Source organism: Micromonospora sp. CA-246542, from assembly GCF_050942905.1.
Classification (GTDB): Bacteria; Actinomycetota; Actinomycetes; order Mycobacteriales; family Micromonosporaceae; genus Micromonospora.
Genome location: NZ_CP192040.1, coordinates 5,009,477 through 5,035,954, shown reverse-complemented (window position 1 = coordinate 5,035,954; position 26,478 = coordinate 5,009,477). Strand labels below are relative to the sequence as shown.

The 26,478-nt window shown below is 72.4% G+C and carries 20 protein-coding genes and 1 pseudogene; 14 read left to right on the top strand and 7 right to left on the bottom strand.

Annotated elements, in window-relative coordinates:
• Window positions 1-3: 3 nt before the first annotated feature.
• Both ACQP0N_RS23215 and ACQP0N_RS23210 read right to left on the bottom strand, forming a co-directional pair.
• The gene (locus ACQP0N_RS23215) at window positions 4-921 is read right to left on the bottom strand and encodes an NlpC/P60 family protein (RefSeq protein WP_433114085.1); all 918 of its coding nucleotides are present in this window, start codon (window positions 919-921) and stop codon (window positions 4-6) included.
• A gap of 60 nt (window positions 922-981) precedes the next feature.
• The gene (locus tag ACQP0N_RS23210; protein ID WP_433114083.1) at window positions 982-2,079 is read right to left on the bottom strand and encodes a mandelate racemase/muconate lactonizing enzyme family protein; all 1,098 of its coding nucleotides are present in this window, start codon (window positions 2,077-2,079) and stop codon (window positions 982-984) included.
• Window positions 2,080-2,123: 44 nt separating this feature from the next.
• Here ACQP0N_RS23210 and ACQP0N_RS23205 point away from each other — a divergent pair, with 44 nt between their 5' ends.
• Entirely contained in the window at window positions 2,124-2,921 is a 798-nt protein-coding gene (locus ACQP0N_RS23205; RefSeq protein WP_433114081.1) for a tyrosine-protein phosphatase, read from the top strand.
• A gap of 12 nt (window positions 2,922-2,933) precedes the next feature.
• Here the strand turns inward: ACQP0N_RS23205 and ACQP0N_RS23200 are convergent.
• Both ACQP0N_RS23200 and typA read right to left on the bottom strand, forming a co-directional pair.
• Window positions 2,934-3,772 (bottom strand): annotated as a pseudogene (locus tag ACQP0N_RS23200) (serine hydrolase).
• 107 nt (window positions 3,773-3,879) lie between these two features.
• Window positions 3,880-5,748 (bottom strand): translational GTPase TypA, encoded by a 1,869-nt coding sequence (gene typA, locus ACQP0N_RS23195; protein ID WP_425732000.1) that lies wholly within the window; start codon window positions 5,746-5,748, stop codon window positions 3,880-3,882.
• Window positions 5,749-5,881: 133 nt separating this feature from the next.
• Here typA and ACQP0N_RS23190 point away from each other — a divergent pair, with 133 nt between their 5' ends.
• Both ACQP0N_RS23190 and ACQP0N_RS23185 read left to right on the top strand, forming a co-directional pair.
• Entirely contained in the window at window positions 5,882-7,294 is a 1,413-nt protein-coding gene (locus tag ACQP0N_RS23190; protein ID WP_433114078.1) for a DedA family protein, read from the top strand.
• 33 nt (window positions 7,295-7,327) lie between these two features.
• On the top strand, window positions 7,328-8,212 hold the full coding sequence (locus ACQP0N_RS23185; RefSeq protein WP_433114076.1) for a transglycosylase SLT domain-containing protein: 885 nt from the start codon (window positions 7,328-7,330) through the stop codon (window positions 8,210-8,212).
• A gap of 48 nt (window positions 8,213-8,260) precedes the next feature.
• On the opposite strand, the gene ACQP0N_RS23180 is transcribed toward ACQP0N_RS23185, so the two are convergent.
• Window positions 8,261-10,387, bottom strand: a complete 2,127-nt coding sequence (locus ACQP0N_RS23180) for an MMPL family transporter (protein ID WP_433114074.1) — start codon at window positions 10,385-10,387, stop codon at window positions 8,261-8,263.
• 123 nt (window positions 10,388-10,510) lie between these two features.
• On the opposite strand from ACQP0N_RS23180, the gene ACQP0N_RS23175 reads away from it, so the two are divergent.
• From ACQP0N_RS23175 to ACQP0N_RS23155, 5 genes are all read left to right on the top strand, one after another.
• A complete protein-coding gene (locus ACQP0N_RS23175; RefSeq protein WP_433121767.1) occupies window positions 10,511-11,026 on the top strand; it encodes a MarR family winged helix-turn-helix transcriptional regulator in 516 nt (171 codons plus the stop codon).
• Between the two features lie 2 nt (window positions 11,027-11,028).
• Complete coding sequence (locus ACQP0N_RS23170; protein ID WP_433114072.1) at window positions 11,029-12,699, top strand: CocE/NonD family hydrolase; 1,671 nt, start codon at window positions 11,029-11,031, stop codon at window positions 12,697-12,699.
• A gap of 159 nt (window positions 12,700-12,858) precedes the next feature.
• Window positions 12,859-13,731 carry a hypothetical protein gene (locus tag ACQP0N_RS23165; protein WP_433114070.1) on the top strand — a complete coding sequence of 291 codons (873 nt, stop codon included), beginning with the start codon at window positions 12,859-12,861 and terminating at the stop codon, window positions 13,729-13,731.
• A gap of 109 nt (window positions 13,732-13,840) precedes the next feature.
• Entirely contained in the window at window positions 13,841-14,416 is a 576-nt protein-coding gene (locus ACQP0N_RS23160; protein WP_433114068.1) for an ArsR/SmtB family transcription factor, read from the top strand.
• Window positions 14,413-15,693 (top strand): MFS transporter, encoded by a 1,281-nt coding sequence (locus tag ACQP0N_RS23155; RefSeq protein ID WP_433114067.1) that lies wholly within the window; start codon window positions 14,413-14,415, stop codon window positions 15,691-15,693. Before ACQP0N_RS23160 ends, ACQP0N_RS23155 begins: the two co-directional genes overlap by 4 nt.
• A gap of 48 nt (window positions 15,694-15,741) precedes the next feature.
• Here the strand turns inward: ACQP0N_RS23155 and ACQP0N_RS23150 are convergent, their stop codons facing one another.
• The gene (locus tag ACQP0N_RS23150; protein WP_007072071.1) at window positions 15,742-15,945 is read right to left on the bottom strand and encodes a cold-shock protein; all 204 of its coding nucleotides are present in this window, start codon (window positions 15,943-15,945) and stop codon (window positions 15,742-15,744) included.
• A gap of 185 nt (window positions 15,946-16,130) precedes the next feature.
• Between ACQP0N_RS23150 and ACQP0N_RS23145 the strand changes: the two genes are divergently transcribed.
• Window positions 16,131-16,826 (top strand): class I SAM-dependent methyltransferase, encoded by a 696-nt coding sequence (locus ACQP0N_RS23145; RefSeq protein ID WP_433114065.1) that lies wholly within the window; start codon window positions 16,131-16,133, stop codon window positions 16,824-16,826.
• 101 nt (window positions 16,827-16,927) lie between these two features.
• On the top strand, window positions 16,928-17,536 hold the full coding sequence (locus ACQP0N_RS23140; protein ID WP_433114063.1) for a DedA family protein: 609 nt from the start codon (window positions 16,928-16,930) through the stop codon (window positions 17,534-17,536).
• Between the two features lie 249 nt (window positions 17,537-17,785).
• Here the strand turns inward: ACQP0N_RS23140 and ACQP0N_RS23135 are convergent, their stop codons facing one another.
• The gene (locus ACQP0N_RS23135) at window positions 17,786-18,439 is read right to left on the bottom strand and encodes an MBL fold metallo-hydrolase (RefSeq protein ID WP_433114061.1); all 654 of its coding nucleotides are present in this window, start codon (window positions 18,437-18,439) and stop codon (window positions 17,786-17,788) included.
• 258 nt (window positions 18,440-18,697) lie between these two features.
• Between ACQP0N_RS23135 and rsgA the strand changes: the two genes are divergently transcribed.
• From rsgA to uvrC, 4 genes are all read left to right on the top strand, one after another.
• On the top strand, window positions 18,698-19,768 hold the full coding sequence (gene rsgA, locus ACQP0N_RS23130) for a ribosome small subunit-dependent GTPase A (RefSeq protein WP_433114059.1): 1,071 nt from the start codon (window positions 18,698-18,700) through the stop codon (window positions 19,766-19,768).
• Between the two features lie 247 nt (window positions 19,769-20,015).
• The gene (gene uvrA, locus ACQP0N_RS23125; RefSeq protein ID WP_433114057.1) at window positions 20,016-22,961 is read left to right on the top strand and encodes an excinuclease ABC subunit UvrA; all 2,946 of its coding nucleotides are present in this window, start codon (window positions 20,016-20,018) and stop codon (window positions 22,959-22,961) included.
• 152 nt (window positions 22,962-23,113) lie between these two features.
• Window positions 23,114-23,596, top strand: a complete 483-nt coding sequence (locus tag ACQP0N_RS23120) for a Rieske (2Fe-2S) protein (protein WP_433114055.1) — start codon at window positions 23,114-23,116, stop codon at window positions 23,594-23,596.
• A 203-nt stretch (window positions 23,597-23,799) separates the two neighbouring features.
• The gene (gene uvrC / locus ACQP0N_RS23115) at window positions 23,800-25,959 is read left to right on the top strand and encodes an excinuclease ABC subunit UvrC (protein WP_433114053.1); all 2,160 of its coding nucleotides are present in this window, start codon (window positions 23,800-23,802) and stop codon (window positions 25,957-25,959) included.
• Window positions 25,960-26,478 lie beyond the last annotated feature (519 nt).

Here is a 26,478-nt window from a genome sequence, read left to right as displayed (position 1 = left end):
CGGTCAGACCCGGTGCACGCCCACCAGGGTGGCCGTCCGGTCCGCCGGTAAGGGCTCCTCGATCACCCGCCGCTGCCGGTAGCAGGCGTGCAGCATCCGCCGGTCGGTCGAGCCGTCGGCGACGGCGGTGACGATGCCGATGTGGTGGATCTTCCGGCCGGGACGGGCGAAGAAGTAGAGGTCGCCGGGGCGCTCCGCGCCCAGGTCGAGGGGGGTCGTCGCCACGGCCTGGTCGTCGGCGTCGCGGGGCAGGAGCACCCCGAACCGGCGCCAGGCCAGGTGGACGAGGCCCGAGCAGTCGATGCCGTACGCCGACAGCCCGCCCCAGATATAGGCCACGTCCAGCAGTCGCTGGGCCACCGCGAGCGCGTCGGCGGCGCTGGCCGGCCCGCTCGGCGGCGGGACGAGGTGCCCGTCGGGCAGCCAGAGCGGCCCGGCCCGGCCCGGGACGTGGACCGCCCGCCAGCCGTCGCGGGCGGGACCGGCCGGGACGAGACGGGTGCCCACGACGACTCCCGGCAGCACGACCGGCCCGTCCGGGGTGGCGTGCAGCCCGGTGACGGTGGCGTCCACGACGAGCGGGTCGCCGCTGACGGTGGGATCGCTGGGGGTCAGCTGGTCGGCGGGGAGCCAGCCCGGGTAGCCGCGGGGATCGAGCTTGGCGGCCGGCTGCTCGACGGCGACGACCCGCGCCCAGCCGTCCGGGCGCAGCTCGTCGATCAGCACCCGCTCGCCGAGCAGGAGTTGACTCAACACGCAGTCGCCGACCTGCTGGTCGGTGTCCAGGCCGGAGACCCAGGTCGGGATGTCGACGCCGGCCGTGAGCGCCGGACCGTCGACCGTCCGGACCGCCTCGGGGGCTGACCACAGCGTCGACACGGCGACCCGGACGACGGCCTCGCGGCCCGGTTGAAGCTCCACATCGACCCCCAGCTCGTGTCGGCTGTCTGGGGGCAACCCTATGAAGAAAACCGCCGGTCCTCAACCACGAGTCTGCATCTTTACTTCAGCCAAACCGGAAATGCCCAGGCCAGGCGCGTTCGGTAGGACCACCGTCGACCCCTCGTAGCGAATCCCGCCCTGCACCGGCGACCAGGCGAGCCACCACGCCGCGTCCAGGTCGGCGACCGCCGTGGTGCCGTACGCGGCCACCAGACTCGCCGCCGCGCCGATGCCGACCTGACTCTCCATCATCGACCCGACCACCGTGCCGAGCCCGTGCGCACGGGCCAACTCCAGGAGCGTGCGCGCCGGGTGCAGCCCGCCACACTTGGCCAGCTTGACGTTGACCAGGTCGGCGGCCCGGCGGCGGATCACCTCCACCAGGTCGCGGACCCCGAAGACCGCCTCGTCGGCCAGGATCGGTACCGACACCCGGTCGCTGACCCACGCCAGCCCGTCCAGGTCCCAGCGGGCCACCGGCTGCTCGACCAGCTCCACGTCCAGCCCGGCATCCTCGATGCCACGGATCACCCGGACCGCCTCGCGCGGCGTCCAGCCCTGGTTGGCGTCCAGCCGGATGCGCACGTCCGCGCCGACCGCCGCGCGTACCGCCCGTACCCGATCCAGGTCACCGGCCGCGTCCGTGCCGACCTTGAGCTTCAGCACGCCGAAGCCGTCCGCCCGCCGCTGGCGCGCGGCCGCCGCCAGGTCGACCGCGTCGCCCGCGGCGAGGGTGACGTCCGTCGGGACCCGCAGGGTCGTGCCGCCGAGCAACCGCGCCAGGGGTACGCCCAAACGCCGCGCCGCCAGGTCGTGCAGCGCGACGTCCACCGCCGCCTTCGCCGCCTCGTTGCCCACCACCGCCCGTTGCACCTCGGCGCAGCGCGCCACCAGGTCGTCCGGGTCGCGTCCGGAGAGCAGCGGACCGAGCAGTTCGCGGACGCAGGCCTCGGCCCCGGCGACCGAGGCGCCGGTGACCTGCCACACCTGCGGCGCCTCGCCGAAGCCGGACCTACCGTCGGCGTCGACCAGCTCGACGATCAACGTGTCCACCGTGGTGGTGCGGCGCAGCGCGGTGACGAACGGGGTGTGTAAGGGGGCGGAAACCCGGTGGGTGCGTACCGCCGAGATCGTCATGTGGGGCACCCTATACGCAGGAACACGGCGGGAGGGCGGGCCGGATGGTCGTACGGGACTGGCAACTGGTGGGCGCGCCGAACGCCCGTGACCTGGGCGGCCTGGTCGGCGCGGGTGGTCGCAGAGTCCGCGTCGGCCAGCTCGTCCGCACCCCGGCGCTGGGCCGGCTCACCGACGCCGACCTGCCGGTGCTCGCGACACTCGCGCCGGCCTGCGTGCTCGACCTGCGCGATGACACCGAGATCGACGTCGCGCCGCCGGACCGGCTGGCCGGCGAGCCGAGGGTCGTGCACCTGCCGGTGCACGACCCGGAGCACCCCGTCTTCACGTACGTTTCGGCGGTGCTGCTCGGGCACGACCTCGACGCGTACGCCGAGTTGGCCCGGCAGGGCACGGCGGGGGCGATGGCCGAGATCTACCGGTGGTTCGTCACCGGCGAGTCGGCCCGGCGCAATTTCGCCGCGGCGGTACGCCTGGCCGCCCGTCCGGAGAACCTGCCGCTGCTGTACCACTGCTCGGCCGGCAAGGACCGCACCGGCTGGCTCACCGTCATCCTGCTCACCGCCCTCGGGGTGGACGAGGCGGCGATCCGGGCCGAGTACCTGCGCAACAACGCGCTGACCGAGAGCCTGCGCGCGGTGATCGTCGAGGCGATGCGCCGCCGCCAGCCCACACTGGACGTCGACGCGGTGCTACCGGTGCTGGAGGTCCGTGCCGCGTACCTCGACGCCGGCTATCAGGAGGTCCGCCGGGTGCACGGCTCGTTCGACGGGTACCTGCGCGACGGGTTGGGGTTGACCGACGAGGTCGTCGGGGCGCTGCGGGCCAACCTGCTGGAGTGAGGCCCGTCGGGCTCAGAGGCGGTGGCGAGCCGCCCAGGCCTGGGCCGAGACGCGGGCGAGGAGTTCGCAGGCGTCGTCGTCGCCGTCGGGCAGGTCGGTGGTGGTGCACACGGCGATCACGTACGGCGGGGCGTCGTCGGGCAGCACCACGCCGACGCCGTGGCGCACACCGCGTACCCAACCGTTCTTCAGCGCGATGCGGGTGCCCTCGGGCACGCCGGCGGCCAGGTCCTCGCGGTGTTCCTGCGCGAGCAGCACGTCCAGCATGGCGGCGCACCCGGCCGGCGAGGCGAGACGGCCGGGGTCGTGACGCCGCTGGCCAGCCCGCCCAGCAGGGCGGCCAGGTCGGCGGCGGTGACGGTGTTGGTGATGCCGGCGTCGCGGGCCGCGAAGTCCTCGATGCCCCGGCCGGTGACGCTGTCGCGGGCGTCGGCGAGGGCCCACACCTCGGCCACCGCGGGCAGCCCGACGTGCCCGATGACCAGGTTGGTGGCCAGGTTGCTGGACCGCACGATCATCCGCTCGGCCAGCCAGCGCAGCGACGCCGTGTGGCCGAGCCGCTCCCAGACCGCGTCGTCGTTGTCGTAGTGCGGGGCGCAGGAGAACCGGGGCGCGCCGGGCTGGGCCGAGTCGAACTCGTTGACCACCGGGACGTCGGCGTCCAGGTCGAGCGTGCCGGCCTCGGCGGAGCGGTGCAGCGCCGCGAGCACCGCCACCTTCATGGTGCTGGCGGCGTAGTGGCCGGCGTGGGCGTGGCGGGTCCAGCTCGGGGGCGCGTCGAGTCGACCCACGTACGCCGAGACGGTGCCCGGCACCGCGTCCAGGAGGGCGTCGAGATCATCCCAGGTCATGCCGGTGACCGTAGTCGAGGAGGACGGCGCCGGGTGGACGTACCCCGGCGGGGAAGCGCGAGGGCGCGCCGGCCGCAAGCGGCCGACGCGCCCTTTGCCGGTGTAGGTCAGCCGGCGTGCTTGCGGCGGGCGGCGGCCCGGCCGCGCTGCTGCTGGTCGAGCACCACCTTGCGGATGCGCACCGCGGTCGGGGTGACCTCGACGCACTCGTCCTCGCGGCAGAACTCCAGCGCCTGCTCCAGCGAGAGCTTGCGCGGCGGGATCAGCTTCTCGGTCTCGTCGGAGGTCGAGGCCCGCATGTTGGTGAGCTTCTTCTCCTTGGTGATGTTGACGTCCATGTCGTCGGAGCGGGAGTTCTCGCCGACGATCATGCCCTCGTACACCTCGGTGGTCGGATCGACGAACATCTGGCCGCGCTCCTGCAGGTTGATCATCGCGAAGGCGGTGACCACGCCGGAGCGGTCGGCGACCAGTGAGCCGTTGTTGCGGGTGCGCAGCTCGCCGAACCACGGCTCGTACGATTCGAAGACGTGGTGCAGGATGCCGGTGCCCCGGGTGTCGGTCAGGAACTCGGTGCGGAAGCCGATCAGGCCGCGCGCCGGCACCAGCCACTCCATCCGGATCCAGCCGGTGCCGTGGTTGACCAACTGCTCCATCCGGCCCTTGCGGGTCGCGAGGAGCTGGGTGATCGCGCCCAGGTACTCCTCCGGCGCGTCGATGGTCAGCCGCTCGACCGGCTCGCAGGTCTTGCCGTCGATCTCGCGGGTGACGACCTGCGGCTTGCCGACGGTCAGCTCGTAGCTCTCCCGGCGCATCTGCTCGACCAGGATGGCCAGCGCCAGCTCACCACGGCCCTGCACCTCCCAGGCGTCCGGCCGCTCGGTCGGCAGGACCCGCAGCGACACGTTGCCGACCAGCTCCTTGTCGAGGCGGTCCTTGACCATCCGGGCGGTGACCTTGGAGCCCTTGACCCTGCCGACCAGCGGCGAGGTGTTGGTGCCGATGGTCATCGAGATGGCCGGCTCGTCGACGGTGATCAGCGGCAGCGCCACCGGGTTCTCCACGTCGGCGAGCGTCTCACCGATCATGATCTCCGGGATGCCGGCGACGGCGATGATGTCGCCCGGACCGGCGGTCTCGGCCGGCTTGCGCTCCAGGCCCTCGGTCATCAGCATCTCGGAGATGCGGACCCGCTGGGTGCTGCCGTCGGTGCGGCACCAGGCCACGGTCTGGCCCTTGCTGATGGTGCCCTGTCGGACGCGGCACAGCGCGAGCCGGCCGAGGAACGGCGACGCGTCGAGGTTGGTGACGTGCGCCTGCAGGGGCGCGTCGTCCTCGTACGCGGGGGCCGGGATGGTGTCCAGCAGGGTGCGGAACAGCGGCTCCAGGGAGTCGCTGTCGTCGGGCACCGAGCCGTCGGCCGGCTGGGTCAGCGAGGCGATGCCGTCCCGGGCGCAGGCGTAGACGATCGGGAAGTCGATCTGCTCCTCGTCGGCGTCCAGGTCGAGGAAGAGCTCGTAGGTGTCGTCCACGACCTCCTTGATCCGGGCGTCCGGACGGTCCACCTTGTTGATCACCAGGATGATCGGCATCCGGGCCCGCAGCGCCTTGCGCAGCACGAAGCGGGTCTGCGGGAGGGGGCCCTCACTGGCGTCGACGAGCAGCACCACGCCGTCGACCATGGTCAGGCCGCGCTCGACCTCGCCGCCGAAGTCGGCGTGGCCCGGGGTGTCGATGATGTTGATGGTGACCGGGTCCGAACCATCGGCGGGCAGGTACCGCACGCCGGTGTTCTTGGCCAGGATCGTGATGCCCTTCTCCCGCTCCAGGTCGCCGGAGTCCATCACCCGCTCGGTGTTCTCGCCTCGTGCGCCGTACGCGCCGGCCTGCCGCAACATGGCGTCGACCAGGGTGGTCTTGCCGTGGTCGACGTGAGCGATGATGGCGACGTTGCGGAGGTCGGTGCGAAGCTGCATACCCTCTATCCTTCCGCCTGCGCTCGCGCAGGCTGCGTCGGGGTCACCCCCAGGTGCCCCTGATCTATGGTGAAACTGCTGTGCCGGTGGTTCCCCCGGCTGGCATGCTGGCTCCCGTGTCCCGGGGGCCTGAGTGCACGACCTGCTGACCTGGGTGCAAGGTCTGCCCACCCTGTGGATCTACCTGGCCGCCGCGCTGATCGTGGCGGGCGAGACCGCGGTGATCTTCGGCCTGCTGGTGCCGGGTGAGGCTACCCTGCTGCTCGTCGGCTTCCTCACCTACAACGGTACCTTGCGCCTCGGGCCGGCGTTGCTCGCGATGATCGTCTCGGCCTTGGTCGGCGACGCGCTGGCGTTCCGCGCCGGTCGGCGCTACGGCCCTCGGCTGCGCGCCGGGCTGGGTCACCGGGTCGGCCCCGGGCGCTGGAGCAGGGCCGACGCGATGCTCGCCCGCCTCGGTGGGCGGGGCGTGTTCGCCGCGCGGTGGGTGGCCTTCGCCCGCACCCTGGTGCCCCGGTTGGCCGGGGCCGCCGGCATGCCGTACCGGCGGTTCGCCGTCTGGAACCTGGCCGGGGTGGTGACCTGGGTGGGCGGCTCGATCCTGCTCGGCAACCTCGCCGGTGAGTCGTACGACACGGTCTCCCGGGTGCTCGGCCGGGCCACCGGCGCGGCACTGGCGTTGCTGGCGGGACTGCTGGGGGTGGTGCTCGCCGGCCGGTGGCTCGGGCGCAACCCCGACCCGGCACGCGCGCTGCTGTCGCGGGCCGCCGCGCTGCCGCCGGTGCGCTGGCTCAGCGCCCGCTACGGGGTGCTGTTCTTCCTGGTGGCCATGCGGATCGGGCCGACCTGGACGCTGCTGCTCAACCTGGCCGTCGGGCTGCTGCTGCTCTTCGCCGCCGGGCTGGCCATCGCCGGTCTGCTCGCCGTGGTGGTGCGCAACAGCGGACTGGCGGCCCTCGACGGGGCGATCGACGTCTGGTTCACCGCCCGCCGTACTCCGGACGCCGCCGACGCCACCCTGGTCGTGGTGTCACTGGTACGGGGGTGGGCGCTGATCGTGCTGGTGGCGATGGTGGCGGCGGTACTGGCGTGGCGTCGCCGACCGCTGCGTACCGACCTGCTGAGCGTGGTGGGTACGGTCGGCGCGTTCGTGCCGCTGGTGGTGCTCGCCGGGGTGGCCGAGTTGACCGGCACGCACGGCGGCCCGGGTGGGCACGAGTCCGGCCCGTTCCCGACCCAGAACGCCGTGGTCGCGGCGAGCCTCTGCACCCTCGCCTGGCTGGTGTCGCGCAACGCGCGCTGGCCGGTGGCGGTGGCCGCGTGGACGGCCGCCGCCGCGGGCGTGCTGGGGGTCGGCGTCGCCCGGCTCTATCTGGGCCTGGACACGGCGAGCGGTACGGCGGCGGCGGTGCTGCTCGGCGTGCTGTGGACGGTGGTGTTCATGGTCGCCTGGGCCACCCGGGACCGTGCGGTCGGCGGACGGGAGCCGTCGAGCGGTCCGGTCCTCCCGTCGCAGGGGCAACCCCGGCCCGTCGAACCTTGCTAATCTGCGGCGACTGTTCGACGGGGGAGGATCACCATGCGTCAACGAGCCGGTCGGGTGGGCGCGCTCGTGCTCGCCGGGCTCCTGATCGCCGGCGGCACAGTGGGTTGCGCCGGCAAGGGGGAACGTCCGCAGGACCAGGCTGCCGCCCCCGTCTCGGTCACCGATGCGCCGACCGACGAGCCGGTCGACGAGCCGTCCGTCGAGGCGAGCCCCTCCCCGAGCGGGGTGGCGGCGATGGGCGCCGCCCCGAGTCGCAGCGCGTCGGCCTCCCCGAAGCCGTCGAAGAAGCCGACGCGTACGTCGCCGCCCACGAAGCCGCGGGTGGTCGCCAAGGCGCCCACCGAGACGAAGGTCCCGCCGGCCCCACCCAAGCCCGCTCCCTCGTCCTGCAAGCCCAGCTACAAGGGCACGCAGGCGAGCCGTGCCGACGTGAAGGTGGCGCTGTCCGCGGCCGCCGCCCGCACCTACTGGCCCAGCTCCGCCCCCGACCTCAAGATCCCGCTCAACCTGCTCAAGGCCACGGCCTGGCAGGAGAGCGGCTGGCAGTCCAACATCTACGCCTGCGACGGCGGCGTCGGGCTGATGCAGGTCATGCCGGCCACCGCCACCTGGATGAACCAGCGCTTCGACCAGAGCTACGACATCGCCGCCTACCAGGACAACGCGTACCTGGGCGCCAACTACCTGGCCTGGCTGACCAAGTACATCGGCGACATGTACTTCGAGTCCGACTTCCGGCTCGACGCGGACCTGTGCACCGCCGAACTGGACTCCTGCCTGCTCAACGCGGTCATCGCCGCGTACAACTTCGGGCACGGGGCGGTGGCGCAGGAGGGCGAGCCGCTGGCCATCCCGAACCCGTCGTACGTGCGCAACGTGCGGGCGCTGATGACCGAGTGCGTCTGCCTGAGCTACTGAACACGACGGAAAGGGGCGGGGGTGGACCCCGCCCCTTTTCCGTGCGCGTCAGTCGCGGACGGCCACCGGCTCCCGCGTCGCCGGGGCGTCGACGCCCGGGTCGGCGTGGACGCGGCCCGGCCACCAGAACCGGTCACCGAGCAGGAACGCCAGCGCCGGCACCAGGACCGTGCGGACCAGCAGGGTGTCCAGCAGGACGCCGATGCACACGATGATGCCGATCTGCGTCAGCGTGATCAGCGGCAGCACGCCCAGCACGGCGAACACCGCCGCCAGCAGCACCCCGGCGCTCGTGATGACACCTCCGGTGACCCGCAGCGCGGAGAGCATGCCGTCGCGGGTGCCGGCGCTGCGGGCGTCCTCGCGCGCCCGCGTGACCAGGAAGATGTTGTAGTCCACACCGAGCGCCACCAGGAACACGAAGGCGAGCAGCAGCACGCCGCTGTCCAACGCCGGGAAGTCCAGCACGTGGTCGAAGAGCAGCCACGCCGCGCCGAGACTGGCGAAGAACGACGCGATCACGGTGAGCACCAGCAGCACCGGCGCGACCAGGCCCCGCAGCAGCAGCACCAGCACCGCGCCGACCAGCAGCAGGATGATCGGCAGGATGAGCCGCAGGTCCCGGTCGTTGGCCTCGTCCGAGTCGTACGTCGCGGCCACCGAGCCGCCCACGATCGCCCCGGCGGGCGGCTCGACGCCGCTCACGGCCGGCGGAGCGGAGTCGGGAACGGCGGCGACCGCGTCGCGCAGCGCCTCGATCGCTCGGTCCGAGGCGGGCGTGCCGGGCTCGGCGTCCAGCACCACGTCGACCTGGGCGACGGCCTGGCCGACGTCCCCCGGTCGCGCCGAGGCGACGCCGGGTACGGCGGCGGCGACGTCGGTGACCGCCCGTACCGCCGCCGGGGTGGTGAGCACCGCCACCGGCTGGGTGCTGCCGGCGGGGAACGCGCGGGCCAGGGTCTGCGCGCCGGTCACCGCCTCGGGCGCGGCCCGGAACTGCTCGGTCTCGGACAGGCCGGTGCGGATCCCGAGCCCACCGAGGGCCAGTCCGCCGAGCAGCACGGTCGACAGCGCCGCGACCACCACCGGCCGGCGTCGCACCACCTCGCCGAGCCGGCCCCAGAGTCGGCCCTCCCGGGCCGGGCCGCCGACCCGGGGTACGAACGGCCAGAACAGGCCGCGACCGAAGAGCACCAGCACGGCGGGGAGCACGAACAGCGCCGAGAGCATGGCGAAGACCACACCGGTGGCGCAGGCCACGGCCAGTGCCCGGTTCGTTTCCTGCTCGCTGAGCAGCAGGGTGAGCACACCGAGCACCACGGTGCCGCCGCTGGCGAGGATCGGCTCGGCGGTACGGCGCAGCGCGGCCCGCATCGCCGCGAAGCGGTCCTGCTCGCGCCGCAGCTCCTCCCGGTAGCGGGCGATGAGCAGCAGGGCGTAGTCGGTGGCGGCGCCGAACACCAGCACGCTGGCGATGCCGGTGACCTGGCCCTGCTGGAGGTTGATGCCGACGGCCGGCACGATCGTGTCCACCGCGCGCAGGGTGAGTTGTTCGGTCGCGGCGACGACGACCAGCGGGACGATCCACAGGAACGGGCTGCGGTACGTGATCAGCAGCAGCAGGGCGACCACGGCGGCGGTCACCGCGAGCAGGGTGACGTCGGCGCCCTCGAAGACCGACGACAGGTCGGCGGTGAGGGCGGGGGCGCCGGTGACCTCGGCGGCCAGCGGGTCGGGCAGGTCCGACAGCGCGTCGCGCAGCTCGGCGACCCGTGCGGTGACCTCCTCCTGGCCACCGGAGGTGTCCAGCGGGACGGCGACGAGCGCGACCGTACCGTCCGGGGAGACCTGTGGGGGGCTCACCCGACCGCCCACCGCGAGTCGGCCCAGGTCGCCGGAGCGGGAGGCCAGGGCGGCCCGGTCGGCGTCGCTCAGCGCACCGCCACCCTCGCGGCTGACGACCACGATGGCCGGTTGGACGTCGCTGGTGGGCAGTTGGTCCTGGAGGCGTTGCACCTGGGTCGACTGCCACGTGGCGTCCAGGCCGGTGGCGGAGACCGGTGCCGGGTTGTCCGGCCGGGGGACACCGAAGACGACCGCGGCGACGACGAGCGCGGCGGCGACGGTCAGCCACGCGGCCAGCCGACCCCGCGCGACCCTGCTGAAGACGGACATCGCTGACCCCTAGGTCTTTCGAAAGCCAAGTATCTTGATGGCCGAGATTATCGGCGGCTGCTCTATGCTGCAACCCGGGAGACCGACGACGGGGAGAAGCGGCGCGACGTGGCGACTCACGGCATGTACCGGCGGCGCGACACGCGCCGCGAGCAGCTGGTCGCCGAGATCACCAACAACCTTCGGCGGTACGCGGTGGACGCCCAGCAGGTCGGTCACGCCTTCGCCAACCTGCACGGCCTCAACCCGACCGACCTGAACGCGCTGATCGCTGTCATGGACGCCGAACTGTTCGGCGACCCGATCACCCCCGGCCGCCTCGGTGAGCAGCTCAACCTGTCCTCCGGCTCGGTCACCGCCCTGATCGACCGCCTGGAACGGGCCGGGCACATCCGCCGCGACCGCGACACCGTCGACCGGCGCAAGGTGCTGCTGCACTACGCCGACCAGGGCGCCGCCCTCGCGATGGAGTTCTTCCGGCCGCTGGGCGCGCGTACCGACACCGTGATGGACCGCTTCGACGACGACGAGCTGGAGGTGGTGCACCGGTTCCTGGCCGAGATGGGCGAGTCGCTGCGGGCGCACCGTGAGGCGGTCCGTGCCGCCCGGCCCGGCGCGCCCCACCGGACGACGGACTGACCGTGCCCGGCCGGCTCGTCGCCCGCCTCGCCGCCGCCGCGCTGCGGCTGCCCGTGACGCGTCCCGGCCCGGTCCGGGTCACCCGGGACATACCGGTCCGCGCCCGGGACGGCGTGGTGCTCCGCACCGACCACTACGCGCCGCACCGCGCATCCGCGCCGGCCGTGCTGATCCGTACCCCGTACGGCCGGGGTGGTCCCTTGCGGCTGCTCGGCCGGTTGCTCGCCGCGCGGGGCCGGCACGCCGTGATCCAGTCCTGCCGGGGCACCGGCGGCTCGGGCGGCACCTTCGCCCCGCTGGTGCACGAGCGCGACGACGGGGTCGACACCCTCGACTGGCTGCGCCGCCAGCCCTGGTGGTCGGGGGCGTTCGGCATGTTCGGCGTCAGCTACCAGGGCTTCGCCCAGTGGGCACTGGCCGCCGACGCCGGCGAGGAGCTGCGCGCGATGGTCGCGGTGGTGACCGCCTCGGCCACCCGGGACTCGACGTACGCGGGGGAGTCGTTCGCCCTCGACACCGTGCTGACCTGGGCCGAGCTGCTGCACGCCCAGACCGTGCCGTGGCTGGCCCGGCAGCGGGAACTCAAGCGCGGCCAGCCCCGGCTGGCCGCCGCGCTCGACCACCTGCCGCTCGCGGAGGCCGACCGGGTGGCCACCGGTGCCCGCATCCCGTTCTTTCAGGAGTGGCTGCGCCACCACACCCCGGAGGCGGCGTACTGGCGCGAGCGGGTCTTCGCCGACCGGGTGGCCCGGGTGGGGGCGCCGGTGGTCATGGTCACCGGCTGGCACGACATCTTCCTGCCCGCCCAACTCGACGACTACGCCACCCTGCGCGCCACCGGCGCTCGACCGCGCCTGGTGATCGGTCCCTGGACCCACGGCAGCCCAGGGCTGTTCGTGGCGGCCCTGCGGGAGGGGTTGACCTGGCTCGACGAGCACCTCGACGGGCCACCGGACGACGAACCCCCGCCCCGCGCCGCCCCCGTCCGGTTGCACGTGGGTGGTCCCGGCGGCTGGCGGGACCTGCCGGACTGGCCACCGCCGACCGTCCAGACCGCCTGGCACCTGCATCCGGGCGGTGAGCTGGCGGCACGTCCCCCGGTCGCGTCGACGGCCGACAGGTTCCGGTACGACCCGGCCGACCCCACTCCGTCGCTGGGTGGGCCGCTGCTGGTCGCCCAGCGAGCCGGTCCGGTGGACAACCGGCAGGTCGAAGCCCGCCCCGACGTGCTGACCTACACCAGCGCGCCGCTCGTCGAGCCGGTCGAGGTGATCGGCCCGGTCCGCGCCGAGCTGCACGTCCGCAGCGAACTGCCACACCTGGACGTCTTCGTGCGGCTGTGCGATGTGGACCGCCGCGGTCGGTCGTGGAACGTGTGCGACGGTCTGGTGCGGGTGACACCCGAACGCTTCCCCACCGACTCGTCCGGGGTGCTGCGGGTGCCGGTGACGCTCTGGCCGACCGCGTACCGGTTCGCCACCGGGCACCGGCTGCGGGTGCAGGTCGCCGGTGGCGCCCATCCGCGGTGGGCACGCAACCCCGGCACCGGCGAACCTCTCGGTACGGCGGTGACGCTGCGTGCCGGTTGGCGGCAGGTCTTGCATGGTCCGGCTCATCCCTCGGCGCTGCTGATGCCGATCGTCCACTCTGCCCCGGCTTCGCCTCCAATCTGAACAGAGCGCCTCTGAGCTGGGCATTCATCGGAAATGCGGGCTATGGTTGGGTCAACGCCCGGCGCCGTGCACCACCAGACCGGGCTCGCCCACAGCCCAACACCGCGTACGCGGTGTGACGTCGTGCCCGGTCCCCGCCCCAGCTGAGAGGGGGACCCCATGACGCGGGCCCCGGACAATTTGTTGGACCTTCGACGTCTGCTCCTCACCCACCTCGACAACGCGCCCGGCCCGGACGACCTCGATCCGGCGGAGGTCGGCATCGTCGGCGACCCGGCCCACCGGGGTGGCTATCACTGCGGCTCGGACCGGGTGGTGCCGAACGACTACTCGGTGGTCGAGTCACCCCGGGACCGGTCCGGACTGACCCTGGACGCGGCGGCGATCGACGTCGGCGAGTTCGACGTCCTCTCCGGTGGCGGTCGGCACACCCTGGCCAGCTTCTCGGTGTGGTGTGTGGGCCAGTGCGTCGCGAACGCCGCCGACACCCGGGACATCCGCGAAATCATCTACAGCCCCGACGGTACGAACGTGAAGCGGTGGGACCGGCTCGGAAAGCGCACCAGCGGCGACAGCTCGCACCGCTGGCACACCCACTTCAGCTTCTTCCGCGACGCCATCAAGGCGGGCCGTGACCAGCGGCCCCTGTTTCGCCGCTACCTCAGCTCCATCGGACTCCTGGAGGACGACGACATGACCCCCGAAGAGCACAACTGGCTGGCCACCGTCCACAAGAACCTGACCGTGCTGGACGGCCGCAACCCGATCGGACAGATCTACACCCGATTGGCGGAGGGCCGGGACGACACCGGTGCCCCGGTCGCCGGCAATTGGAACCTGCAGGCGATGACGAAGCAGCTCACCGACCTGCAGACCACGCTCAACGCGCTGGCCGGGAAGGACTTCACCGACGAGGCGGCGATCGTTGCGGGCGTGTTGGCCGGGCTGACGCCGGAGAAGATCGCCGCGGCCATCCCGCCCACCATCGCCAAGCAGGTCGCCGACGAGCTGGCCCGCCGGCTGGTCGCCTGAACGGGGGCGGCCCGTAGCCGCCGGGTCGCCCCTCCCATCCGCCCATTCCGCAACGACTCTTGGGTAACAACTATTGCGCAAGAGTCGTTGCGGATGGCACCGTAGGGGTATGGAGAAGCCCGACGTACGCCAGGTCACCGACTCGCGGGTCCTCGCGGCCATGGCACACCCGCTGCGCCGCCGACTGATGGACGTGTTCAAGGTGCACGGGCCGTCGACCGTCGGCATGCTCGCCGACCGCACCGACCAGGCCCCGGCGAACGTCAGCCACCACCTCAAGGTGCTCGCCGCCGCCGACCTGGTCACCGAAGCTCCCGAACTGGCCCGGGACCGCCGCGAACGCTGGTGGAAACTGGCCAGTCGGACGGTGCGCTGGTCCACGACCGACTTCGACACCGATCCCGCCGACCGTGCCGTCGCCGACGCCGCCACCTCCCTCAACCTCGACCGGCACGTCGCGCTGGCCCGCGCCTGGCACGCCGCCGAGGAGACCGAGCAGGCCGTCTGGGGGAATGGACCATTCTCCTTGGACCGGTGGATGCACCTCACGCCGGCCGAGCTGGAAGAGTTCAGCAGTGAGATCGTCGCCGTGCTGACCCGGTGGGGCGACCGCGAGCTGCCCGACGACGGCGCCGAGCGCCAGCCGGTGTTCGTGTTCGCCCACGGCGTGCCGGCCCGGCCGTGACGGCGGCCACCCGCAGCGAACCCACGCCGGTCCGAGGGGCCGGTGGGCTGCTGCGGCACCGCGACTTCCGCCTGCTCTGGGCCGGCCAGACGGTCAGCAGCATCGGCAGCAACGTCACCACGGTCGCGCTGCCCCTGGTGGCGGTCGCCGTGCTCGACGCCAGCACCTTCCAGGTGGCGGTCCTCACCGCCGCGGCCTGGCTGCCCTGGCTGATGATCGGCCTACCGGCCGGCGCGTGGGTGGACCGGTTGCCACGCCGGCCGCTCATGGTGGTCTGCGACCTGATCTGCGCGGTCGCCTTCCTCAGCGTGCCGGTGGCTGCCCTGCTGGGTCGCCTCACCGTCGCGCAACTGCTGCTGGTGGCCCTCGGTGCGGGCGTGGCGCGGGTCTTCTTCGAGACCGCCGACCAGGTCTACCTGCCGGTGCTGCTGCGACCCGAGCAACTGCCCGAGGGAAACGCGAAGCTCCAGGCCACCCAGACGGTGAGCTACGTCGTCGGGCCCGGCATCGCCGGCCTGATCGCCCAACTCGCCGGAGCGGTCGCCGCGTTGCTGCTGGACGCCCTGACGTTCCTGCTCTCCGCGCTGTTCCTGCTGCGCATCCGCACCGCCGAGCCTCGTCCCGTCCGCAAGGACCGGTCCCGGTCGCTGCGGCGGGACATGGCCGAGGGGCTGCGCTTCGTCATTCGTGACCCGTACCTGCGGGTCCTGACGCTCATGGGGGCGGCCAGCAACATCGGCCTGACCGGCTACCAGGCGGTCCTGGTCGTCTTCCTGGTCCGCGAGCTACGACTCGCGCCGGGGCTGGTCGGCGTCCTGGTCGGGGTGATGAGCATCGGCGGGATCATCGGCGCGCTGCTGGCCACCGCCCTCGCCCGGCGCTGTGGCACCGCGCGGGCCATGCTCATCGGCGCGGCGCTCACCGGCCCGCCCGCCCTGCTCATCCCGTTGGCCGGGCCGGGAGTCGGGCTGATCTGGCCGGCGCTCGGCGGCGTGCTGATCGGCCTCGGGGTCGCCATCGGCAACGTCGTCAAGGGCGCGTTCCGGCAGACGTACACGCCACACCACCTGCTCGGGCGCGTGACGGTGAGCATGCATCTGCTCAACTACGGCACCATCCCGCTGGCCGCCGTGTTGGCCGGCGGGATAGGCGCGCGTTACGGCGTCGGCACCGCGGTGACCGTGATGACGGCCTGGTTGGCGCTGACCCCGTTGATTCTGTTGATTGGACCGCTCCGGCGGCGGCGGGACCTGCCCGCCGCCCCGGCAGCGTCGTGAGTGCACTGCGACGGCGGCCGGGAACCGACCGCCGTCACCGGCACGGAGCTACATCGGGCGGACGTTGTCCGCCTGCGGGCCCTTCTGGCCCTGGGTCACCTCGAACTCGACCTTCTGGCCCTCGTTGAGCTCCCGGTAGCCGCTCGTCGCGATGGCGGAGTAGTGGACGAACACGTCCGGCCCTCCACCATCCTGCTCGATGAAGCCGAAGCCCTTTTCCGAGTTGAACCACTTAACCGTGCCGGTTGCCATGCATCTCTCCCTGTTCAAAGCGGCGGACCACCGGCCTCGAGGCCGATGGTCGCCCGTACCTGTTCGACAGTAACGGGCAAAACCCCGATCCGCCGGCCGAAGTGCCGTAGGTCTTTTCTCGAACTCAGATGAACACTCCGCGTCGCCCGCGTGCCAAAGCCGCCCCGACCGCTTCGTCGTGGGGCATGCTTGCGCCGATGAGGGGTCCCGCAGCCGCCGCGCTGTCCGAGCTGGAGCGCGAGATCGACGCGCCCGGCGTCGGTCTGGACCGGCTCCGGCTGGTCCCCACCCCGTTCGTCCCGGAGGTGCGCCTGCACCTCGCCGAGGACGCGATCGTCTGGTGGGCCCGGATGGAGGCGCTCGCCGGACACCCCCTGACGCCGCCGTACTGGGCCTCCGCCTGGGCCGGTGGCCAGGCCCTGGCCCGGCACCTGCTGGACCACCCCGAGTTGGCCGCCGGGCGTCGCGTCCTCGACCTCGCCGCCGGGTCGGGACTCGTGGGCATCGCCGCCGCGCTGGCCGGCGCCGCCGACGTCGTCGCCAACGACATCGACCCGTACGCTGTGGCGGCCGTCACGGTCAACGCCCGCGCCAACCGGGTCACCGTCGACGTCAACGGCGACGACCTGCTCGACCGCGACAGCGCCGACGCGGACCTGGTGGTCGCCGGGGACGTCTTCTACAGCCGTCCGATGGCCGCCCGGATGCTGCCGTTCCTGCGACGGGCCGTCGCCTCCGGCGCGGAGGTGCTGGTCGGAGACCCCGGCCGGGGGCACCTGCCGGTCGACGGGCTGCTGGTGCTGGCCGACTACCCGGTGCCCACCACCGAGCCGTCGGTGGACCCGTCGCCGCGCCGGGTGCGGGTGCTGCGACCCGCCTGACCCGCCGGCCATCTCAGGGGTGACCCCGAGGTCGACACCAGGGGGCGGTAAGGGCTGCGACCGGATGTCCACGGTGGCACGACGGCCATAGCGTACGAGGCATGACGCATTGGCTGGCCCAGGTCGGAGAGCTGCCCATCCTGGTGCTGATGGGCGTACTCGGCTTGGTGATGCTCTTCGACGCCGTACCGCTGCTCGGCGTCCTCGTCCCCGGCGACGTGGCGATCCTGGCCGCGGTCGGGGTGGGCCGCCCGGCCACCGGGCTGGCCACCTTCGCGGCGGTGCTCGCCGGGTGCCTGGCCGGCTGGTCGTTGAGCTTCCTGATCGGTCGCCGGTACGCCGAACCGCTGCGCCGCAGTCGCGTCGGAGGCTGGATCGGCGAGTCGCGCTGGAGTGCGGCCGAAGGGATCCTCAGCCGTGGCGGCGGGCGGATGGTGATGGTCGCGCCGTTCCTGCCGGTGTTCAACGCCCTGCTGCCGCTGGCCGCCGGCGGACTGCGGATGTCGTACCGGCGGTTCCTCGGCTGCGCGGCCCTCGGCGCGGCGGCCTGGGCCGGTCTCTACCTCGCGCTGGGCATCGCGTCACGGTCGCTGGCCGCGCGGCGGCCGGGCGCGCCCAGTCCGTTGCTGGTGACCATGGGGGTGGGGTTGGTGCTGGCCACCGTGGTGTTGCTGGGGGCACGGCGGCGGCTGTTCGCTCTGGCTGGCTGATCGCTCTTGGTTGCTGACTGTGGTTGCGGTGGGGGCGGGGGCCTGCCGTGCCCGGCTCCGGGCGGTCAGGCTTGATCCCTGCGCCGGGCACGGCAGGCCCCCGCCCCCGTCGGGGTCTTGGTCCGCCGGTCGGGTCGCGGTCTGCCGGCGGTTGTTCGACCTTCAGTGGCTCTTGGTCAGCGTTGGGTGGCCCAATTGAGTGGCTCGGTCGGGCTCTTGTGGGTGACCCGGTCCGGGGGGTGGGGTGGGTTACCAGCCTCGGGTTCGCCACTGGGGGAGGGCTGGGCGTTCGGCGCCCAGGGTGCTGTCCTTGCCGTGGCCCGGGTAGAACCAGGTGTCGTCCGGCAGTTGGTCGAACAGCTTGTGCTCGACGTCGTCGATCAGCGCGGCGAAGCGCTGCGGGTCCTTGTCTGTGTTGCCCACTCCGCCGGGAAAGAGACTGTCGCCGGTGAAGAGGTGGGCGGCGCCGGCCGGATCGCGGTAGAGCAGCGCGATCGACCCGGGCGTGTGGCCCTTGATGTGGATGACCTCCAGCGCGCAGTCACCCACCGCGACGGTGTCGCCCTCGGCCAGGTGTTCCGCCTCGATCGGCAGCCCGGACGCGTCGTCGGCGTGCACCAGCGCCCGCGCGCCGGTCTTGGCGACCACCTCCTCCAGCGCCACCCAGTGGTCCATGTGCTGGTGGGTGGTGACCACGGCGGTCAGGCCGTCGTCACCGATCAGCTCCAGCAGCCGGGGCGCCTCGTTGGCGGCGTCGATCAACACCTGGTCGCCGGTGCCGGAGCAGCGCAGCAGGTAGGCGTTGTTGTCCATCGGGCCGACCGACAGCTTGCTGATCGTGAGCCCGGACAGCTGCCGTACCGCCGGCGGGCCGCCGTGGGTGACATCTCCGCTGTAGGTCATGACGTGTCGACATCCATTCCGATGGAGGAGGTGCTCGGCGGCCGTGCGGTGGCGTCGCGCGGGCGGCGCGGCGGTGCGCACGCGTCGACCCTAGCGGGCGGGCGCCGCGCCGTCGTCGCGGAAATCGCTTTCGGCGCGGCGCGTCGCGCCCTACCGTCGGCGTCACATGCGGCACTCGGACGTCGGACGGAGGTGGAGTTCATGCCGGACGTGGCACGCGTGTTCCGCCATCACCAGCCCGACACCGATGAGGATGCCATGACCATCGATCTGACCGCCCTCGGCTGGGACGCCGACCGGGCGTCGTACGCCGCCCGACGTGGCGAGCGCCACCCGGGCCGGGTGGCCCGGGTGGACCGGGGAGTCTGCACGGTGCTCACCGTCGACGGCCCGGTCCGCGCCAGCCTCGGCCCGGCCGTGCTGGCCGCCGCCGCCCAGGACCCCTCCGCGCTGCCCTGCGCGGGAGACTGGGTACTGCTCACACACTGGCCGGACCGCCGGATCACCGTGGGGACCGTGCTGCCCCGGCGAGCCGCGCTGATCCGCCGTACCGCCGGCAAGGACGCCAGCGGCCAGGTGCTGGCCGCGAACCTCGACACGGCCGCCGTGGTGGAGCCGGTGCACCCGGAGCCGGACGTGGCCCGCATCGAGCGGCTGCTGTCCCTGGTCCACGAGTCCGGGGCCCGGCCGCTCGTGGTGCTGACCAAGTCCGACCTCGCGGCCGACCCGGCCGCGCTCGCCCGCCAACTCGCCGCCGTCGCGCCCGGCGTGCCGGTGCTGCCGGTCAGTGCCGAGCACGGCACCGGGCTGGCGCCGCTGCGCGCCGAGGTCGCGCCGGGCCGCACGCTGGGGCTGCTCGGGCCGTCCGGCGCGGGCAAGTCGAGCCTGGTCAACGCGCTCGCCGGCGCGGTGATGATGCCGACCCAGGCGATCCGCCGGGTCGACGGCAAGGGCCGGCACACCACCACCTGGCGGGCCCTGGTGCCCATCCCGGGCGGCGGCGCGGTGATCGACACGCCGGGCGTACGCGCGGTCGGTCTCCTCGACGGCGCGGCCGGGCTGGACCGGGCGTTCGCCGACATCGCTGGGCTGGCCGAGGGTTGCCGGTACGCCGACTGCCGGCACGACGGCGAGCCGGCCTGCGCGGTCCGGGACGCGCTGCGGACCGGTGAGCTGTCCGCCCGCCGCTGGGAGAGCTGGCGGCGGCTGCAGGGCGAGGTGGCGCACGAGAGCCGGCGGCGTGCGGCCCGCCTCGCCGCCGAGCGACGCGGCGGCTGGCGCTCGGCGCGACGCCGGGCGGCCCGCCCACCGTCGCCCGGGGGTTACTGACCGGCCTGCGCCGCCGGGTACGTGCCCGGCGGCCAGGGCCGGTGCCAAAGGCTCGTGGCCGGCGCGGCCGACCGGGCTGAGCTGGGGGAATGTGCGGGCGGGGGAAACTGTCGTACCTCGGGGCTAGAGTTGCCGAGGCGTGTTTTCCGCGCCCGTACCGACCGCTCATGAGCAGCTACGACCGCTCGGAACCAGCACAGAGCGGGACAGACCCTCCGCTTCACCTTCACCCGGGAGTACACGTACCGTGGCCGACCGACTCATCATCCGTGGCGCGCGCGAGCACAACCTGCGTGACGTCAGTCTCGACCTGCCCCGGGACGCTCTCATCGTGTTCACCGGGCTGTCCGGGTCGGGCAAGTCGAGCCTGGCCTTCGACACGATCTTCGCCGAGGGGCAGCGGCGCTACGTGGAGTCGCTGTCGTCGTACGCCCGGCAGTTCCTCGGTCAGATGGACAAGCCCGACGTCGACTTCATCGAGGGGCTGAGCCCGGCCGTCTCGATCGACCAGAAGTCCACCTCGCGCAACCCGCGCTCCACCGTCGGCACCATCACCGAGGTCTACGACTACCTGCGGCTGCTCTTCGCCCGCATCGGCGAGCCGCACTGCCCGGTCTGTGGCGAGCGGATCTCCAAGCAGAGCCCGCAGCAGATCGTCGACCGGGTCCTCGCGATGGCCGAGGGCACCAAGTTCATGGTGCTCGCCCCGGTCATCCGGGGCCGCAAGGGCGAGTACGTCGACCTCTTCGCCGAGCTGCAGGCCAAGGGTTACGCCCGGGCCCGCGTCGACGGCGTGGTCCACCCGCTGACCGAGCCGCCCAAGCTCAAGAAGCAGGAGAAGCACACCATCGAGGTGGTGATCGACCGGCTCACCGTCAAGCCGAGCGCCAAGCAGCGGCTGACCGACTCGGTCGAGGCCGCGCTGGGGCTGTCCAGTGGCCTGGTGCTGCTCGACTTCGTCGACCTGCCGGAGGACGACCCGGAGCGGGAGCGCCGCTACTCGGAGCACCTGGCCTGCCCCAACGACCACCCGCTGGCCATCGAGGATCTCGAGCCCCGGGTCTTCTCCTTCAACGCCCCCTACGGCGCCTGCCCGGAGTGCACCGGCCTGGGCACCAAGAAGGAGGTCGACCCGGAGCTGCTGGTTCCCGACCCGGAGCGCAGCCTGCGCGAGGGCGCCATCCAGCCCTGGTCCACCGGGCACAACCTGGAATACTTCCTGCGTCTGCTGGAGGCCCTCGGCGAGGCCCAGCACTTCGACATCGACACCCCGTGGCGGGCGTTGCCGGCACGGGCGCAGAAGACGATCCTGCACGGCTCCGACGACCAGGTGCACGTGCGCTACCGCAACAAGTACGGCCGTGAGCGCTCCTACTACACCGGCTTCGAGGGCGTGGTGCAGTGGATCGAGCGCCGGCACTCCGACACCGAGTCCGAGTGGTCCCGCGACAAGTACGAGGGCTACATGCGGGACGTGCCGTGTGCGGCCTGCGGGGGCGCCCGGCTCAAGCCCGAGGTGCTCGCCGTCACCCTGGCGGGCAAGAGCATCGCCGAGGTCTGCAACCTGTCCGTGGGGGAGTGCGCCGACCTGCTGGCCGGCATCGAGCTGACCGACCGGCAGAAGCTGATCGCCGAGCGCGTCCTCAAGGAGATCAACGCCCGACTGCGGTTCCTGCTCGACGTCGGCCTGGACTACCTGTCCCTCGACCGGCCGGCCGGCACGCTCTCCGGCGGTGAGGCGCAGCGCATCCGGCTCGCCACCCAGATCGGCTCGGGCCTGGTCGGGGTGCTCTACGTGCTCGACGAGCCGTCGATCGGGCTGCACCAGCGCGACAACCACCGGCTCATCGAGACCCTGATCCGGCTGCGCGGGCTGGGCAACACGCTGATCGTGGTGGAGCACGACGAGGACACCATCCGGGTCGCCGACTGGATCGTCGACATCGGCCCCGGCGCGGGCGAGCACGGCGGCAAGATCGTGCACAGCGGCTCGGTGCCGGCGCTGCTGAAGAACAAGGAGTCGATCACCGGGGCGTACCTCTCCGGTCGGCGGTCGATCCCGACGCCGACGGCCCGCCGTCCGCAGACCAAGGACCGCGAGTTGGTGGTGCACGGTGCGCGCGAGCACAACCTGCGCAACCTGACCGTCTCGTTCCCGCTGGGCCAGCTCATCGCGGTCACCGGCGTCAGCGGCTCGGGCAAGTCGACGCTGGTCAACGACATCCTCTACGCGGTGCTGGCCAACCAGATCAACGGCGCCCGCCTGGTGCCCGGCCGGCACACCCGGGTCTCCGGGCTGGAGCACGTCGACAAGGTCGTCGGCGTGGACCAGTCGCCGATCGGCCGTACGCCGCGCTCCAACCCGGCCACCTACACGGGTGTCTGGGACCACGTCCGCAAGCTCTTCGCCGAGACCACCGAGGCCAAGGTCCGGGGGTACGGGCCGGGTCGGTTCTCGTTCAACGTCAAGGGTGGCCGCTGCGAGGCGTGCTCCGGCGACGGCACCATCAAGATTGAGATGAACTTCCTGCCCGACGTGTACGTCCCCTGCGAGGTCTGCAAGGGCGCCCGGTACAACCGGGAGACCCTGGAGGTGCACTACAAGGGCAAGACCGTCTCGGACGTGCTGGAGATGCCGATCGAGGAGGCGGCCGAGTTCTTCTCCGCCATCCCCGCCATCCACCGGCACCTCAAGACCCTCGTCGACGTCGGCCTCGGCTACGTCCGCCTCGGGCAGCCCGCGCCGACGCTCTCCGGCGGTGAGGCGCAGCGGGTCAAGCTCGCGTCCGAGCTGCAGAAGCGCTCCACCGGGCGCACGGTGTACGTGCTCGACGAGCCGACCACCGGTCTGCACTTCGAGGACATCCGCAAGCTGCTGATGGTGCTCGAGGGCCTGGTCGACAAGGGCAACACCGTGATCACCATCGAGCACAACCTCGACGTGATCAAGACGGCCGACTGGCTCATCGACATGGGCCCCGAGGGGGGTCACCGGGGCGGCACCGTCCTCGCCACCGGCACCCCGGAGGAGGTCGCCGAGGTGGCCGAGAGCCACACCGGCGAGTTCCTGCGCCAGGTGCTCAAGCTCGACGGTGAGGCCAAGGGCGCGGCGGCGGCCACCACCCGGGCCGCCAAGGCCAACGGCGCGACCAAGACGCGGGCGACCCGCAAGGTGCCGGCCGGCGCGCGCTGACTTTCCGCATCTCTTCGGGGCGGGTCGGATGACGACCCGCCCCTTTTGCCGGGGTCGCCCGGATGCCGGGGTGAACTATCCGGCACAGTTGCGCGTGAAAGGAAGTGTGGCCGGCTTTCGGACCGGCGCACTGGGCGAGAGAGAGGCGAGGCATGAGCGACGATCAGGCGCTGACCGGACCGGGTACGCAGACCCGTCGTACCCTGCTCACCGGCGTCGGGGCGGTCGGCGCGGCCGTCGTCCTGGCTGCCTGCGGCAGTGACGACGGCAGTGGCAGCGACTCACCCACCAGCGGTGGCCCCGCCGTGCCCAGCACCGGGGACGCCGGCGGCGGCGACCGGCAGGACGCCCAGTCGCTGGCCACCACCGCCGACATCCCGGTCGGTGGCGGCAAGATCCTCGCCGCCGAGGGCGTGGTGATCACTCAGCCCACGGCCGGCCAGTTCAAGGGCTTCAGCCCGATCTGTACGCACCAGAACTGCCCCGTCTCGAACGTCGACGGCGGCACCATCAACTGCACCTGCCACGGCAGCAAGTTCTCGATCGAGGACGGCTCGGTGAAGGCCGGTCCGGCGAAGAAGCCGCTGCCGCCGAAGGACATCAAGGTCACCGGCGACCAGATCTCCCTGGCCTGACCCACCTGGGCTCGACGGTCGCGTCGACCGACTTGGCGTTGGTCAGCGGACCGCCCCGCGCTGGTCGGTCTCGCCCGGCAAGATCGACTCGCGTTCCCGGAAGTCGGGGTGTCGGAGAGCCGCAGACACCCCGGCTTCCGGGAAGCCAGGGTGGATCACGCGCCTGCGGTGGGGTGTCGGGGGTGCGGACTAGGCTTGGCGGTGTGGCTGACCCCTCGACCTACCGTCCCGCACCCGGCACCATCCCGGAGTCACCGGGGGTCTACCGCTTCCGCGACGGCACCGGCCGGGTGATCTACGTCGGCAAGGCGAAAAACCTGCGCAGCCGGCTCAACTCCTACTTCGGCGACGTCTGGAACCTGCACGAGCGCACCCGCCAGATGGTCACCACCGCCGAGTCGGTGGACTGGATCACCGTCGGCACCGAGGTCGAGGCGCTCCAGCAGGAGTTCACCTGGATCAAGCAGTACGACCCCCGGTTCAACGTCCGTTACCGCGACGACAAGTCGTACCCCTATCTGGCCGTCACCCTCGACGAGGAGTACCCGCGACTCCAGGTGATGCGCGGCGCGAAACGCAAGGGTGTGCGCTACTTCGGGCCGTACTCGCACGCCTGGGCCATCCGCGAGACCCTCGACCTGCTGCTTCGGGTGTTCCCCGCGCGGACCTGCTCGGCCGGCGTATTCAAGCGGGCCGGTCAGGTCGGCCGTCCCTGCCTCCTGGGTTACATCGGCAAGTGCTCGGCCCCGTGCGTCGGCACCGTCTCGGCCGACGAGCACCGGGCCATCGTCGACGGGTTCTGCGACTTCATGGCCGGCCGCACCGACACCATGGTCCGCAAGATCGAACGCGAGATGACCGAGGCCAGCGAGGCGTTGGAGTTCGAACGGGCCGCCCGCCTGCGCGACGACGTGGCCGCCCTGCGCCGGGCCATGGAGAAGCAGACCGTGGTGCTCGGCGACGGCACCGACGCCGACGTGGTCGCGTTCGCCGACGACCCCCTCGAAGCGGCCGTGCAGGTCTTCCACGTCCGTGACGGCCGGGTCCGCGGCCAGCGCGGCTGGGTGGTGGAGAAGACCGAGGACCTCACCACCGGCGACCTGGTGCACCACTTCTGCACCCAGGTGTACGGCGGCGAGCACGGCGAGGCGGACGTACCCCGTGAGCTTCTGGTGCCCGAGCTGCCGGCGGACGCCGACGCGCTCGCCGACTGGCTCACCGGCCATCGGGGCAGCCGGGTGTCGTTGCGCGTGCCGCAGCGCGGCGACAAGCGCACCCTGCTCGAGACGGTCGAGCGCAACGCCAAGGACGCGCTGGCCCGGCACAAGCTCAAGCGCTCGGGCGACCTGACCACCCGCGGCAAGGCGCTCGACGAGATCAGCGAGGCGCTGGGCATGCGCACCTCGCCGTTGCGCATCGAGTGCTTCGACATCTCCCAGATCCAGGGCACCGACGTGGTGGCCAGCATGGTGGTCTTCGAGGACGGGTTGCCCCGCAAGAGCGAGTACCGGCGGTTCATCGTCCGGGGCGCCACCGACGATTTGTCCGCGATGTCCGAGGTGCTGCGTCGCCGCTTCGCCCGCTACCTCGACGCGCGCGCCGAGACGGGCGAGGTGGGCGTGGAGTCGGCCGACGACCCGGCCACTCCGGTGGACCCGGTCGACCCGCAGGTCGGCGTCCTGATCGACCCGACCACCGGCCGACCCCGAAAGTTCGCGTACCCGCCGCAGCTGGTCGTCGTCGACGGTGGCGCCCCGCAGGTCGCGGCCGCCGCGCAGGCCCTCGCCGACCTGGGCATCGACGACGTGGCCCTGTGCGGCCTCGCCAAGCGGCTGGAGGAGGTGTGGCTCCCGGACGACGAGTTCCCGGTCATCCTGCCGCGCACCTCCGAGGGCCTCTACCTGCTGCAACGCGTCCGCGACGAGGCGCACCGCTTCGCCATCACGTTCCACCGCCAGCGCCGTTCCAAGCGGATGACCGAGTCGGCGCTGGACAATGTCCCCGGCCTGGGCGAGGTACGCCGCAAGGCGCTGCTACGGCACTTCGGCTCGCTCAAGCGGCTCTCCACGGCAACCGTCGACGAGATCACCGAGGTACCCGGGGTCGGCCGTCGTACCGCCGAGGCGATCCTGGCCGCCCTGGACACAGGGGTGCCGGCCGACACCGGCGCGGAGGCGACCTCCGACGCGAGGAGCGCACCCCCTGCGGAGGCGGCCTCCGATGCGGGGGCGACCTCCGACGCGAGGAGCGCACCCCCTGCGGGGGCCTCCGTTGCGGGGAGCGCACCCCCTGCGGGGGCGGCCTCCGACGCGGGGACGACTTCTGCCGCTGAGCCAGCGGTCGAGGGCTTGCCTTCGCCATGATCGACTCGACTTCGGCGATATCGGGCTATCAACTGGCTGGGATAGCGCGCTATCGCCGAAGTCGTGTGGATCACCACCTCGCCCCGAGGCGCGGATGCTCCTACCCCGCGCCATGTGGGCGACATGCCTGATATAGGCGACCGTCCGGGCCCGTCCCGCCAGGCCGGCCAAGTGGGGTCACCGGGGCGAAGCGGCACTTTGCCGGCCCTGGGCGCTGCTCGGCACGTCCGCCCGCGGTGTCGTCCGTGAGTAACTGCCTGCCCACGCACCTGGAGGCGGAGTGCCCCGCGTCGCAACCCCATGATCGCGCTCGATCCTGGTTGTAGTGGCCTCGACCGCGCGGCGAGGGCCCTCTTTCCTGGATCGAGCACGATCTTGCCCGAATGCGCCGTCCCAGACCTCAGGCGGGCTGGTGTGCCCTGGTCGGTGAGGGAGCACTTTCGGGGATATTGCTGCCTCACAACCGGCTGAGGCAGCAATATCCCCGAAAGTGCGCCGGTCATCGGATCCGCCCAGGCC

What these genes read in the sequence shown, in the direction of transcription:
- ACQP0N_RS23140 (WP_433114063.1), top strand. Translation starts at nt 16,928, where the DNA reads ATGACGCATTGGCTGGCCCAGGTCGGAGAGCTGCCCATCCTGGTGCTG.
- ACQP0N_RS23210 (WP_433114083.1), bottom strand. Translation starts at nt 2,079, where the DNA reads ATGACGATCTCGGCGGTACGCACCCACCGGGTTTCCGCCCCCTTACAC.
- ACQP0N_RS23135 (WP_433114061.1), bottom strand. Translation starts at nt 18,439, where the DNA reads ATGACCTACAGCGGAGATGTCACCCACGGCGGCCCGCCGGCGGTACGG.
- ACQP0N_RS23180 (WP_433114074.1), bottom strand. Translation starts at nt 10,387, where the DNA reads ATGTCCGTCTTCAGCAGGGTCGCGCGGGGTCGGCTGGCCGCGTGGCTG.
- rsgA (WP_433114059.1), top strand. Translation starts at nt 18,698, where the DNA reads ATGACCATCGATCTGACCGCCCTCGGCTGGGACGCCGACCGGGCGTCG.
- typA (WP_425732000.1), bottom strand. Translation starts at nt 5,748, where the DNA reads ATGCAGCTTCGCACCGACCTCCGCAACGTCGCCATCATCGCTCACGTC.
- ACQP0N_RS23175 (WP_433121767.1), top strand. Translation starts at nt 10,511, where the DNA reads ATGTACCGGCGGCGCGACACGCGCCGCGAGCAGCTGGTCGCCGAGATC.
- ACQP0N_RS23150 (WP_007072071.1), bottom strand. Translation starts at nt 15,945, where the DNA reads ATGGCAACCGGCACGGTTAAGTGGTTCAACTCGGAAAAGGGCTTCGGC.
- ACQP0N_RS23120 (WP_433114055.1), top strand. Translation starts at nt 23,114, where the DNA reads ATGAGCGACGATCAGGCGCTGACCGGACCGGGTACGCAGACCCGTCGT.
- ACQP0N_RS23165 (WP_433114070.1), top strand. Translation starts at nt 12,859, where the DNA reads ATGACGCGGGCCCCGGACAATTTGTTGGACCTTCGACGTCTGCTCCTC.
- ACQP0N_RS23160 (WP_433114068.1), top strand. Translation starts at nt 13,841, where the DNA reads ATGGAGAAGCCCGACGTACGCCAGGTCACCGACTCGCGGGTCCTCGCG.
- ACQP0N_RS23205 (WP_433114081.1), top strand. Translation starts at nt 2,124, where the DNA reads ATGGTCGTACGGGACTGGCAACTGGTGGGCGCGCCGAACGCCCGTGAC.
- ACQP0N_RS23185 (WP_433114076.1), top strand. Translation starts at nt 7,328, where the DNA reads ATGCGTCAACGAGCCGGTCGGGTGGGCGCGCTCGTGCTCGCCGGGCTC.
- ACQP0N_RS23145 (WP_433114065.1), top strand. Translation starts at nt 16,131, where the DNA reads ATGCTTGCGCCGATGAGGGGTCCCGCAGCCGCCGCGCTGTCCGAGCTG.